At 53.6% G+C, this 12,167-nt stretch carries 11 protein-coding genes, 1 other RNA gene and 3 pseudogenes; 14 read left to right on the top strand and 1 reads right to left on the bottom strand.

Going from position 1 to position 12,167, the window contains the following annotated elements; translation table 11 throughout:
• From NM10_RS08635 to NM10_RS08580, 14 genes and pseudogenes are all read left to right on the top strand, one after another.
• Positions 1 to 686: pseudogene (locus NM10_RS08635) on the top strand (M20/M25/M40 family metallo-hydrolase); the annotation flags it as partial.
• A 138-nt stretch (positions 687 to 824) separates the two neighbouring features.
• Positions 825 to 1,940 carry an OmpA family protein gene (locus tag NM10_RS08630; protein ID WP_020311197.1) on the top strand — a complete coding sequence of 372 codons (1,116 nt, stop codon included), beginning with the start codon at positions 825 to 827 and terminating at the stop codon, positions 1,938 to 1,940.
• A gap of 314 nt (positions 1,941 to 2,254) precedes the next feature.
• Positions 2,255 to 2,419: signal recognition particle sRNA large type (gene ffs / locus NM10_RS13330), an RNA gene on the top strand.
• 49 nt (positions 2,420 to 2,468) lie between these two features.
• Positions 2,469 to 2,941, top strand: a pseudogene (dnaX, locus tag NM10_RS15295) (DNA polymerase III subunit gamma/tau); the annotation flags it as partial.
• Between the two features lie 15 nt (positions 2,942 to 2,956).
• A complete protein-coding gene (locus NM10_RS15290; RefSeq protein WP_442852357.1) occupies positions 2,957 to 4,288 on the top strand; it encodes a hypothetical protein in 1,332 nt (443 codons plus the stop codon).
• Between the two features lie 144 nt (positions 4,289 to 4,432).
• Positions 4,433 to 4,750, top strand: coding sequence for a YbaB/EbfC family nucleoid-associated protein (locus NM10_RS08620; RefSeq protein WP_020311196.1), 318 nt, complete (start codon positions 4,433 to 4,435; stop codon positions 4,748 to 4,750).
• Positions 4,750 to 5,340 carry a recombination mediator RecR gene (gene recR, locus NM10_RS08615; protein ID WP_020311195.1) on the top strand — a complete coding sequence of 197 codons (591 nt, stop codon included), beginning with the start codon at positions 4,750 to 4,752 and terminating at the stop codon, positions 5,338 to 5,340. The genes NM10_RS08620 and recR overlap by 1 nt, the downstream gene beginning before the upstream one ends.
• A 7-nt stretch (positions 5,341 to 5,347) precedes the next feature.
• Positions 5,348 to 5,593 carry a pro-sigmaK processing inhibitor BofA family protein gene (locus tag NM10_RS08610; RefSeq protein ID WP_020311194.1) on the top strand — a complete coding sequence of 82 codons (246 nt, stop codon included), beginning with the start codon at positions 5,348 to 5,350 and terminating at the stop codon, positions 5,591 to 5,593.
• A 21-nt stretch (positions 5,594 to 5,614) separates the two neighbouring features.
• Positions 5,615 to 6,790 (top strand): efflux RND transporter periplasmic adaptor subunit, encoded by a 1,176-nt coding sequence (locus tag NM10_RS08605; RefSeq protein ID WP_020311193.1) that lies wholly within the window; start codon positions 5,615 to 5,617, stop codon positions 6,788 to 6,790.
• A gap of 22 nt (positions 6,791 to 6,812) precedes the next feature.
• Positions 6,813 to 7,562, top strand: a complete 750-nt coding sequence (locus NM10_RS08600) for an IclR family transcriptional regulator (RefSeq protein ID WP_020311192.1) — start codon at positions 6,813 to 6,815, stop codon at positions 7,560 to 7,562.
• Positions 7,559 to 8,167: a DNA-3-methyladenine glycosylase gene (locus NM10_RS08595; RefSeq protein ID WP_020311191.1), complete on the top strand. Its 609-nt coding sequence runs from the start codon at positions 7,559 to 7,561 to the stop codon at positions 8,165 to 8,167. Before NM10_RS08600 ends, NM10_RS08595 begins: the two co-directional genes overlap by 4 nt.
• A gap of 15 nt (positions 8,168 to 8,182) precedes the next feature.
• Positions 8,183 to 9,097, top strand: a complete 915-nt coding sequence (locus tag NM10_RS08590) for a DUF2156 domain-containing protein (protein WP_335340751.1) — start codon at positions 8,183 to 8,185, stop codon at positions 9,095 to 9,097.
• Positions 9,098 to 9,109: 12 nt separating this feature from the next.
• Complete coding sequence (locus NM10_RS08585; RefSeq protein ID WP_020311189.1) at positions 9,110 to 10,270, top strand: GNAT family N-acetyltransferase; 1,161 nt, start codon at positions 9,110 to 9,112, stop codon at positions 10,268 to 10,270.
• 250 nt (positions 10,271 to 10,520) lie between these two features.
• Complete coding sequence (locus NM10_RS08580; protein ID WP_020311188.1) at positions 10,521 to 11,876, top strand: cation:dicarboxylate symporter family transporter; 1,356 nt, start codon at positions 10,521 to 10,523, stop codon at positions 11,874 to 11,876.
• Positions 11,877 to 11,983: 107 nt separating this feature from the next.
• On the opposite strand, the pseudogene NM10_RS14200 reads toward NM10_RS08580, so the two are convergent.
• A pseudogene (locus NM10_RS14200) lies at positions 11,984 to 12,167 on the bottom strand (IS701 family transposase); the annotation flags it as partial.

Here is a 12,167-nt window from a genome sequence, read left to right as displayed (position 1 = left end):
TCAGCCTGAATCTGCTGACTTACGACAAGACGCCCGATGACGTCATGTACGTCCTGCTGGAAGAAACGCGGCGGGCTGTCCACGACCTGCAGCAGACCATGGGCAGTGATTTGCCTGTTTCCGTCTGCAGTGCCGATGAGCTCTTGCAGCAGGCTTCGGCTTATCCCGGTTTCGACGTCTTCTATGAAGCGGCCAAACAGGCTTCTTTCGTCGCCTTGCAGGAAGGCAGCAGTACTTATGTCGAAGAGACGATACATCTCTTGGAGCAGATCCTCGATTTCACAGGCATGACGGCGCCCATGGCCGTCGTCGCCTTTGCGCCGCCCTGTTATCCGGCGGCTGACAGCCTGTCGTTCCCGACGCCGGCCTTTACGGACCTGCTGGAAAAAATCCCGACTCTGATGGATGTCCGCTTCGACCGCTATTTCAACGGTGTTTCCGATTGCAGCTACTGCTGCGTCGACCCCGATTTCGATGAAAGTATGGTCGAAAAGAACCTGCTCCTCTGGGGCAAGGCCTATCCCTTCGACTTGGACAGTCTGAAAAAATTACAGATTCCCTTCCTCCTCCTGGGCCCATGGGGTAAGGACCTGCACGAAGGGACGGAACGCGTCCATATCGACAGTGTGAGCCGGAAATTGCCGCATATCCTGGACGCCATCATTTCTTACGTCGGCCGGGAATAATCATAAAAGTATGGGGAATAGTCCTGATATGACTAAAAATCATGAAATAGTGTGACGCACTTGTGACAAAGATATGGTATACTAGAACATAATAATGTCATAGGTGGCACTATTAAATATCAATAGGAAGCTGGGATTATGATGAAAAAGAAATCTTTAGTACTGGCTGCAGTCATGGCAGCCTGCGCTACTTCCTTTGCTTTCGCTACGCCGCAGACGCAGTGGAACCAGGGACAGTGGCAGCTCGATTTAGGCGCTTGGAACCCGAAAGCTTCGGTTGATTCCAGCAACTGGGCCAAAGACGAATGGAAAGGTGGTCAGGAAGACACTGATTCCAAATGGGACTTCCAGGGCGGCCTCGGCTACGGCCTTTCCGACAAATGGGCTTTACAGTATAACTACTACGGCTTGAAGACCAAGAGCGACAACAACAAGTCTTACAAGACCGATGGCGATGAACACGAAGTAAACCTCGTTTACTCCATCAACAAGAACTTCGCCGCTTACGCCGGCTGGAACCGCATTAAAAACGATCTCGGTGGCGATGCTAACGACACCAACAACGTCGCTCAGATCGGCTTGATCGCCAAAGCTCCGCTGGCTAAGAACCTCGACTTCTACGCTAAAGGCGCTGTCGGTACCAAGAAGACGACCATGTGGGAAGCTGGCCTCGGCTACAGCATCACACCGGACCTCGACATCAGCGCTGGCTATCGTTACTTGAACACCAAATTGGCTGATGAAGGCGACAACACCTTCGGTGCATTGAAAGACGACGCTAACATCTCCTACAAAGGCTTCATCGCTGGCCTCTCCTATCGCTTCGGCGGCGGCCACAAAGAAGCTCCGGCTCCGGAACCGGTTTACACGCCGGAACCGACTCCGGCACCGGTCGTTGAAACGCCGGTCCAGAAGAACGACTACTACGTTGAAAGCGTTCACTTCGGCTTCGACGAAGACCAGCCGCTTCCTTCCGAACGCGCTAAGATGGACCACTTCGTCCAGGTTGCTAAAGCAAACACGAACGATACGTTCAAACTCGTCGGCAACACCGATGCTAAAGGCAGCGATGCTTACAACGATGACCTCTCGAAACGCCGCGTAGACAACGTTGCAGCCTATGCTGAAAGCCAGGGCATCCCGGCAACACAGATGCAGCTCGACTACAAAGGCAAGACAGATCCCGTCAGCACCAACGACACCGACCAGGGCCGCGCTGACAACCGCCGCGTAGATATCTGGCAGAATCACTAAGATAGTGGCTCGTGGCTAGTTGTTCGTGGCTAGCGGCTCCCCTTATAGGGGAGCTGGCCGCCGAAGGCGGTCTGAGAGGTTGTTTTTGACCAAAAAAGCCCCTCGCATGATGGTAGAAGCTTTCGTGCGAGGGGTCCTTTTTTTCTGTAGGGGTTCGCACGTGGAGCCCCCTACAAGCCACTAACCACGAACCACTAACTACTAACCACTAACTACTAACCACTACCCCCCCTAGCTCCTAGCCCCTAACCACTAAATTCTCTCAAAAAGGGAAATTTTCCTTGCCAAACTTCGTTTTTCACGATATAATAATATAGCTAACTTAATAAAAGTACTGGTGCGTGGTAATCCGCCGGGGCTTGTGCAATGGGAATCTATGAACCTTGTCAGGTCCGAGAGGAAGCAGCAATAAGTAGACATTTCCATGTGCCACGAGGAAACCTGGCGGGTTATCATACACGAGTACTTTTCAGTTGGTAAAAGCAGCGGTTAGCTGCTTTTTTTTCGTATACGGAAGGAAAAGGACTCATGGCATATATTGCGTTATACCGTAAGTGGAGGCCCAGGAATTTTGAAGATGTCGTCGGCCAGTCCCACATTACGGAAACCCTGCAAAAAGCGATAGATACGGACAAAGTAGCCCATGCTTACTTATTCTCCGGCCCCCGCGGGACGGGCAAGACGAGCACGGCTAAAATTTTTGCCCGGGCCATGAACTGTGTCCACGGGCCGACGTCCCACCCGTGCAACGAATGTGAAGTCTGCCGCCACATCATGAGCGGCGAATCCCTGGATGTCGTCGAAATCGACGCCGCTTCCAACCGCAGCATCGAGGATATCCGGACCTGCGGGAAACGATTAAATTCATGCCTGCCGAAGGGCATAAGAAAATTTATATCATCGATGAAGTGCACATGCTGACGACCGAAGCTTTCAATGCCCTGCTGAAGACCTTGGAAGAACCGCCGGCCCATGTCATCTTCATCCTGGCGACGACCGAACCGGAACGGATTCCCATGACCATCCTGTCGCGGTGTCAGCGTTATGAGTTCCGGCGCATTACCAGCGACGATATTGCCAAGCGCCTGCTATACGTGGCCGGTCAGGAACAGATCGACCTGACCAAGGGTGCGGCTCATATCCTGGCCGTCCAGGCCGACGGCGGCATGCGCGATGCCCTGAGTATGCTCGACCAGTGCGTCAGCAACACGAGCGGCACTATCGACGAAGGCGTCGTCCGCGATTTACTCGGCCTCATCGGCAAAGACTGGCTGTTTTCCCTGACCCAGGCTATTTTCGATGGGAAAGGCGATGTCATCATCAAGGCTGTCGATGACGTCATCCACATGGGCAAGGAGCCGCGGGTCATCCTGACGGAATTGCTGGCCCATCTGCGGGCTGTCATGCTCTGTCAGGCTGCGCCTTCGTTGGATACTCTTTCAGCTTATGATGACTGCCTCGATGAACTTCGCAGGCAGGCCGGCGAATGGACGGCAGATAGTGTTTTTCAGGTCCTGGCGATTTTGCAGCAGGCCTTATTGACGGCCAAGACGTCGCCGGTTCCGCGCATTGCCGTGGAAATGGGCCTGCTCATGGCAGCGCGGCAGCTGACCCAGCCGCCTGCCGTCAGTATATCGGCTGTGGCTCCCCAGGCTTCGGGGAGAAAAGCCAAGACGGCGGCTGCCACAAAGCCGGACGTCATCCCCGTACCGGAAGAAGACGATTACAGCGGGGCTTATGGTCCGGAAGAAGCGGTCCCCTTCCCGGAAGATGAGTTTACCCCTCCCGAACCGGCTCCGGCCGTCCGTCCGGCAGCCCGGGAAGCGGCAGCGCCAGTCCCTCAGCCGGTGCGCCCCGTTGAGCCCGCAGTTCCAGCCCCGGCGGCACCTGTCGTAAAGACCGCGGCTCCGGCCGACAACAAAGCGCCGGAAACGCCGCCTGTTCAGGCAGCACGGCCCCCCGTCGAGTCGGCAGCCTACCAAGACGTCTGGAAAAAGATGTGTGCCATTCTCGACAAGGAAAAGAAGAAAGCCGTCTTGTCCTGTATCCGCAATGGCCGCGTCGTTTACATCGGCGAAGGCCAGGTCATCGTCGCCTTTAAGACGGCCTTCATGGTGAAACGGGCCAATCGGGAAGATTACTTCAAATTCACCGATGCCGCTTTATCTCAGATACTGGGCGGCACGTACCACATGCAGGGCTTTTTGGAAGGTGATGCGGAACTTTCGGGATACGAAAAAAAAAAGAGTGAATTGCCCCCCCGTAAAGGCCGTAGAAAAAGCTCCAGTACAAACCGAAGATATTCCAGCTCCTGCGCCGGCTCAGGAAGCCAGAGGGCCAGGCGATGAAACGGCGTGGCAGCCGGCTTCGTTAGACGATATGGATGAAGCGGAAAGAGCCGCCCTGGAACCATTGCTTAAAAACGTAGGAGACTGTAATATATATATAGAAAATAAAAAATAAGTTTACACGAAAATTAGGAGGAAACGCACATGTTTGGTGGAAATATGCAAGGTATGATGAAGAAAGTACAGAAAATGCAGAAGGAAATGAAGAAACTCCAGGATGATTTGAAGAAGCGCACCGTCGAAGCTACCGTCGGCGGCGGCGTCCTGACTATCGTCATGAATGGTGAAAAGAATGTCGAAAGCGTCCACATCGACCCGAGCATCATCGACCCGGAAGATGCAGAAATGCTGGAAGACCTCATGGTCGCAGCCGTCAATGAAGCCAACAAGAAAGTCGACGACATGATGGCTCAGGAAATGAGCAAAATCACGGGCGGGATGCACCTGCCGGGCATGTTTTAATGGATACGCCATTAGATAAGCTGACCGAGCAGTTCCGCCGCCTTCCCGGCATCGGCGTCAAGACGGCCCGCAAGCTGGCCTATTATATCGTTCAACAGCCCAACAGCCGTGTCGATGAATTCGTCGATGCCATCCGCGATGCCAAGCAGAATATGCATTTTTGCTCGGTCTGCTTCAACTTGTCGTCCCAGGACCCGTGCCCGATTTGCAGTGACATCAGCCGCGACCGCTCGACCATCTGCGTCGTCGAAACGCCGCAGGATGTCCAGGCCATTGAACGCAGCGGCGATTATCATGGACTGTACCACGTCCTGCACGGTGCCTTGTCACCCCTGGATGGCGTCAATGTCGAAGACCTGCGCATCCGCGAGCTCCTGCAGCGCCTGGGCAATACGACGGTCAAGGAAGTCATCCTGGCAACGGATCCCGACGTGGAAGGCGAAGCTACGGCTTTATATCTGGCCCGCCTCATCAAGACGGCCGGCATCCGAGTGACCCGCATTGCCCGCGGCCTTCCCATGGGCGGCGACATTGAGTATGCTGATGAAGCAACCCTGGCTGGTGCTGTTGCCAATCGGCAGGAAATGTGAGGGGATTATGGAATATTTATGGATAGCCGCAGGCATTTTCGTCCTGTTCTTAGTGCATAAGCTCATCTTGGCGCCTATGCGCCATTTAGTGGTCAACGTCGTCGTCGGGCTCATCGTCCTGTACGGCGTCAACCATTTTGGCTATCTTTTTGGTTTCCAGCACGTTCCGATTACGGTCGGTACAGGCCTCATCATCGGCCTGTTCGGCCTGCCCGGGGTCATACTGGTTACCTTGTATTACACGTTTTTTTAACCTGCGTGAAGAGGGGATATCGTGAAATTAAAGAAATGGGCCGTCCTGGCCTGTACGGCTGCCTTGGCTGTATCAGTCCTTTCGGGCTGCGGCAACAGCGTGTCTACCAAAACTGAAACGGTTTCCAAGTCGGACCACCCTGTGGCCCTGACCCTGGATGCCAACATTACGGCCTTACATATGACCAATATCGTGCCGAAGTTATCGGGGAAACTCGTATCGACACCGCTGGCCGTAGGCCAGGAAGTCAAAGCCGGTGAAGTCGTCGTCCAAGTCGATTCGGCACCGTATCAGCAGAGTGTCAATCAGGCCGAAGCGGAACTGGTAGCTGCTTCTTCGGCATCGACGCCGACGTACAAGACCGTTACCGTACCGGCTGCCAGCAGTGGCGGCGGTGGTGGCGGCGACAACAGCGGTCACCGTGCTGAATTGAAGGCCTGGTATAATATGGGGGCCTTATCGAAAGTTGAATACAACCAGATGATGGCTGATTCCGGCAGTTCTTCTGGATCTTCTCAAGGTGAAACGACGCAGACCGTCCAGGTCCAGGAAGCTCCGGCTGTGGACCACGAAAAGATCGCCCAGCTGCAGCAGGCCGTCCAGGCTGCCCGCGATATGATGGGGAATACGACGATTTATTCGCCTCTTGACGGCCGGGTCACGGCTGTAGCCGATAATCCGTCCGTTGCCGTTGCCGGCAATGTCCTGGCTACGATTCAGCAGATGTCTCCTTTGGTTGCTACCTTTGCCATCCCTGAAATGTATATCCAGGCTTTACAGGATGCCAAAAAAGACGGCAGCCTGCAAGTATCCATCATCGCCGCTTCGGGCGAAACCGAGACGGGGGAACTGACCTATCTGGCAACGGAAAAAGATCCGTCCACTGGCTCTTATATGGCCAAGGTCACATTCAATAACGCCAAGAGCCTGTTCGTTCCCGGTGAATTCTATCACGTCCGCATTGCCACGCCGAAAGAAGTCTCCCAGATTACCGTCCCCAAGACGGCAGTCCGCACAAAGGACAGCGGTGACTTCGTTTACATTGTCAATGACAGCGGCCTGGCTGATGCCCGTTCTGTCCTGACTGGCGATGAAGAAGACGGCCGCGTCGTCATCCTCGATGGTCTCGACGAGGGGGATATCGTCGTCGCTGACCCGCCGGATTCGCTGGAAATCGGCATGAAAGTTAAATCGTAATTCCAAGGAAGGGTGAGAGCCATTGGTAAAAGAAGAGCATCACAGCAGTTTATTGAAATCCTTGGAAAAGAGCCTCGACGTCCTCGACCTCTTCGTCGAATGTAATACGGGCATGACCTTGAAGGAAATCGCTGAGCATACCCATCTGAATACGTCGACGGCTTTCCGCATTGTAAACACATTGGAACGGCGCCAGTATCTGACCCGCAACGATACGTCCAAGCAGTACCGCCTGGGGCCGCGGGCCCTGGCGCTGGGCTATTCGTCTCATTGGACGGAAAACGTCATCACCCTGGCCAAGCCATATTTACGGCGTTTACAGCAGTTGTTTAACGAAACGGTCAGTATTTACATTGCCGAAGGCGACTGCCGCATCTGCCTGGACCACGTCGAAAGTACCCATTCCCTGCGCCGGGTCATTCCCATCGGCGAATCGCTGCCCCTCTATAAGGGTGCTGCCGGCCGGGTGCTGCTGGCCTGGACGAGCGATGACGAACGCCAGCGCTATATCGAAAAATACGGCAATATTTCTGAAGAAGAGTTTGCTACGATCCGTCATAACGGCTATGCCATTACCCAGGATGAAAGCGAGCATGGACTGTTCGCCCTGTCTGTGCCTATCTTCAATTTTGAAGGCCAGGTCATCGCCTCGTTGACCATTGCCGGGCCGTCTATGCGCTTTTATGATTCCATCCGCCAGAAGATGTTGTTTACTATGAGTCAGTATGCCTATGAAATTTCCCATTCCTTAGGCTACCGCAAGAAAGAATGATAGGCCGCAGATGGAGAGCTGACGAGTTTTGTGTCGATGCCAGCCTGCTGGCCCCACGCCTGCTGGGCCAGTATGTCATCCATGAAACGCCACAGGGCATCTGCAGCGGCCGTATCGTCGAGACCGAAGCCTATGGCGGTTCTTATGACGGCTTTCCCGACGATGGGGCCCACAGCTTCCGCGGCCTGACCAAGCGGACGGCACCGATGTTCCATGCCGGCGGTATCAGCTATGTTTACTTGATTTACGGCATGTACTGCTGCTTCAATGTCGTCGCCGGTCCCGAAGGCGAAGGCCAGGCCGTGCTCATACGGGCCATCGAACCCATCTGCGGGACAGACCTCATGGCCGCACGGCGGAAGGCCAGGAAAGCCGGCAGGAACCTGACCAATGGACCGGGCAAGCTCTGTCAGGCCATGGCCATTACGCGCGAGGAAAACGCTTTAGATTTGACGTCTTCCTGCCTGTATATTTCCCATCCCGAAGAAGAGGTCCCGTTTACAGTGGCCGTTTCGCCGCGTATCCATATTGATTACGCCGTACATGGGAAATATTTTCCCTGGCGTTTTTATATCCAAGACAATCCTTATGTATCTAAGGTGTAAATATTTTAGGGGGAGATTACCATTATTGAATTCAGAGACTTTCGCTTAGAAGATAAACCACTTATAGATGACTATTTTCATCAGAAAAGATATGAACAGGCCGACGCTACCTTCATGACGCTCTTTGCCTGGCAGAAGCCCTATGAAATCCAGTGGGCCGAAGAAGACAATGTCCTCTATATCCGCTCAGGCCGCGGCAAGAAACAGTTCTGGATCCCGCCCTTCGCCCGCAAAGACGGCAGTTTCGTCAAAGGCGTCCTGCGCATGCACGAATGGTTCGATGAACATGGCTATCCTTTCTTGATGAAAGGCGTTACACCAGAAGCTGTCGAACGTATCAAGGCCCTCTGTGAAGACTGTTATGACTTCACGCCGGACCGGGACAATTATGAATACGTCTATCTGACCCAGAGCCTGATCAACTTATCGGGCAAGAAATACCGCCAGAAGAAAAACAATCTCAATCACTTCCGCAATCAGTATTTCGGCAACTGGGAATACGTCCCCATTACGGAAGACATCTTCGATGAATGTCTGGCTGCGGAAAAATCCTGGTACGACCAGCACGAAGCCGGTGACGAAGATGATGAACTCTTGGGCGAACGCCATGCCATCGAAACGGTCTTCAATAACTGGGAAGTCCTCCAGCCGACGGGCGGTGCCATCCGCATGTACAATAAGATCGTCGCTTTCTCTATCGGTGAGATGCTCAACGATGATACGGCCATCATCCACTTTGAAAAGAGCGATCCGACGATCCGCGGCCTCTATCAGGTCATCAATCATGAATTCGTCGTCCATGCCTGGCCGCATACGACGTATATCAACCGTGAAGAAGATATGGGGATTCCCGGCCTGCGCCATTCCAAGGAATCGTACAATCCGGATCACTTCGTCGAAAAATACGACGTCACACTGCGTCAGAAATAAGGGGGCTTTTCTATGCACTTCCGCTTAGCGGCTGAATCGGACCGGGGCCTCGTCGAAAGCCTTTGGGACTACTGTTTTGAACATCGGGAAGATCCTTTTTTCCAGTGGTACTTCAACCATTTCTATCAGCCTGAAAACGTCCTCATGGGCTTTGAGGGCGACGATATGGCCTGCCTGACCCATCTCAACCCGTACACCCTCTGTCTGCGCGGCAAAGCCGTAGACACGTCGTATATCGTCGGTTTGGCGACGCACCCGGCAGCTCGGCGCAGCGGCGTCGGTGGGAAACTGCTGACGGCAGCCCTAAAAGAAATGAAGCGCCGCGGTCATTATATCCACATCCTCATGCCCAGCAAGGCCGGTTTTTACCAGCCCTATGGTTATGAACTCTACTGCCATCAGTGGAAAGAGACGATGAATCTGGAAGCCCTGCGGCCGCTGACGGACCGGACCGTGCGCTATGCCTTTGTCAACAGCCCGGACCAGTGGCCTTACCTGGCTGCCATTTATGAAGGTTATACGAAAGGCCTGTCAGGCTATGCCCTGCGCGATGAAGCGAGCTGGCGGAGCCATATCGAAGCCCAGTTGGCCGAAGGCAATATCGCCGTCTGCTTCGATGGCGATGAACCCATTGGCTATGCCTTCTATCAGCTGGGAGAACCGACCATCATCAGCGGTGAATTCGTTTACACCTGCCGCAAAGGCAAGCGCGGCCTCTTAGGCTACATGTACAACCACCGTTCCCAGGGCGACGCCTTTCAGTGGAATGAAGGCATCCATGACCAGTCCTACCGCTTCTATCCCGACGGGAAACAGGGCCATGAAACGATGCCCTTCATGACAGGCCGTATCGTCGACGTCAAAGGGGCGCTGGAACAGCTGCCTTATCGAGCTGACGGGACCGTCACCTTCCATACAGAAGATCCCCTGGCAGATTGGAACTGCGGGACCTTTACCCTGACTGTAAACAATGGTAAACCCAAAGTAACCCAAGAAGAAAATAAACAACCGGACGTCACCATGCCCATCGGCACCCTGGCCCTGCTGGCTTTCGGAGTCATGGATGTAAACGACCTGGCCTTCAACGAAAAACTCCAGGGAAACGAAAAGGCTCTGCAAACCCTGCAGGATCTCTTCCCGACCGAAAAGAACTGGATTAACGAATGGTATTAGGGTTAGTGGCTCGTGGCTCGTAGGAGCTGTTGCACGAATGTTTCTGCCATCATGCATGGTCCCTTTCTCTTTATCGTTTGTAGTACGGAGTTTGTAGTTTGTAGAAGATGGCTTTAAATTTAAAACCATTCACTGCAAACTACAAACTTAACACTCAAAAAATAGGCTGTCTTAATACGACAGCCTATTTTTTCATCAATAAAACAGCAGAAAAGTCCTTTGCAAAAGACTACCAATTACGTCCTTCCTGATGATCAGCGATTGGCGGACAGTCTTATTCTTAGCTGTCCTGGCTGTTCTCTTCGGACTTATTCATTATCTCTATCATAAGTGCAAGATGGGCTTCTCGCTCGTCGTCTGCGTCGGCATGGTGGCCGGCGCTTTATTGGGCCTGGTCATGCAGCTGATGGCTGGCTTCCCTGATGATCCGACGAAAGTCGTCTTCATCAAGGAAACGACGAACTGGTTCCAGCTCTTTGGCAATGGCTATATCGACCTCATCAAGATGATCGTCATTCCGCTGGTCATCATTTCTATTGCCCACGTCGTCATCAATATGGATTCTGGCAAGACCATGAGCCGCCTGGTCAAGCGGACATTGCTGGTGACCTTGGTCATGACGGCTATTGCCGCCGTCATCGGCATCGTCTTCGGTATCCTTTTCGATGTCGGTTCGGGCAGTGCCATCAGCAGTGAAGCTGCCAGGGCCAAACCGAAGGATGTCGTCAGCGTGGCTTCGACCCTGCGGGCTCTCATTCCGGGAAACCTCGTCGATTCCATGGTCAAGAACAACGTCATCGGCATGGTCATCTTCGGTGCCGTCTTTGGCCGGGCCATCTGGTGGATCAAAGCAGATAAGCCCGATATGGAAGCCTTTTTGCATAAACTCATCGATGGCCTGCACAAGACCATGATGAACATGGCCCTGCTCATCTTGGACTACATGCCCTGGGCGGTCATCGCCTTACTGGCTAACACTATTGCCCAGAAAGGCCTGGCAAGCATCCTCGACGTGGGCATCTTCATCATCGCCCTGTATGTCGCCCTTATCGTCCAGTTCATCATTCAGATCCTGGCCGTCATGCTGCATGGTGTCAATCCCATTCACTACTTGAAGAAAAGCGTGGCCCTGCTCATCCTGGCCTTTACGTCCCGGTCCAGCGCCGGCTGCCTGCCGGTCACCATTGAAACCCTGGTTACCCGCCTCGGCGTCAATCAGGGAACGGCGAGCTTTGTTGCCGGCTTTGGCACGACAGCCGGCATGCAGGGCTGTGCCGGCGTCTTCCCGGCTATGCTCATCGTCTACGTCTGCCATCTGACCGGGACGCCGCTGGATATTACCATGCTGGTCATGACCGTCATCGTCGTCACCATCGGCTCACTGGGCATTGCCGGGATTCCCGGTACGGCGACCATGGCCGCTTCAGTCAGCCTGTCCGGCGTCGGCATGGCCTCGTCGTTCAGCCTCATCGGCCCGATACTGGCCATCGATCCCCTCATCGACATGATGCGGACCATGGTCAACGTTTCTGGTTCCGTCACCAACTCCATCATGATCGATAAACAGCTGGGGACACTGGACATGACAAAATATAATAGCCATTAATCACTAAAAGGTACTGTCGCATGAAGACAGCGCCTTTTTTAGCAGTCAGCGGCTAGCTGTTAGCCGTTAGCAGATGGTTTTAAATTTAAAACAGCACTTTACAACTTTTACGCTGCCTCGGAAGTTGACAAAACTAGTTTACACAAGGCCTGCACTAAGTCCGTTGGATTTTTTGCGGATTGGGCTTTAGAGACTAAAGTGCCTAAAAATATTTCACGCTGTATTTGCCAGCTTATATGGCTTCGCAGCTCTTGTGGACTGGTGTTTTGGTACTTCGCAAAATGCTCYYGA

This window comes from Megasphaera sp. NM10 (assembly GCF_000417505.1).
In the GTDB taxonomy this organism is placed as follows: Bacteria; Bacillota; Negativicutes; order Veillonellales; family Megasphaeraceae; genus Megasphaera; species Megasphaera intestinihominis.
This window is presented reverse-complemented; position numbering and strand designations above follow the sequence as displayed.

Coding starts and splice junctions, on each gene's coding strand:
- NM10_RS08630 (WP_020311197.1), top strand. CDS start 825: ATGATGAAAAAGAAATCTTTAGTACTGGCTGCAGTCATGGCAGCCTGC.
- NM10_RS08595 (WP_020311191.1), top strand. CDS start 7,559: ATGATAGGCCGCAGATGGAGAGCTGACGAGTTTTGTGTCGATGCCAGC.
- NM10_RS15290 (WP_442852357.1), top strand. CDS start 2,957: ATGACCATCCTGTCGCGGTGTCAGCGTTATGAGTTCCGGCGCATTACC.
- NM10_RS08585 (WP_020311189.1), top strand. CDS start 9,110: ATGCACTTCCGCTTAGCGGCTGAATCGGACCGGGGCCTCGTCGAAAGC.
- NM10_RS08610 (WP_020311194.1), top strand. CDS start 5,348: ATGGAATATTTATGGATAGCCGCAGGCATTTTCGTCCTGTTCTTAGTG.
- recR (WP_020311195.1), top strand. CDS start 4,750: ATGGATACGCCATTAGATAAGCTGACCGAGCAGTTCCGCCGCCTTCCC.
- NM10_RS08620 (WP_020311196.1), top strand. CDS start 4,433: ATGTTTGGTGGAAATATGCAAGGTATGATGAAGAAAGTACAGAAAATG.
- NM10_RS08580 (WP_020311188.1), top strand. CDS start 10,521: ATGATCAGCGATTGGCGGACAGTCTTATTCTTAGCTGTCCTGGCTGTT.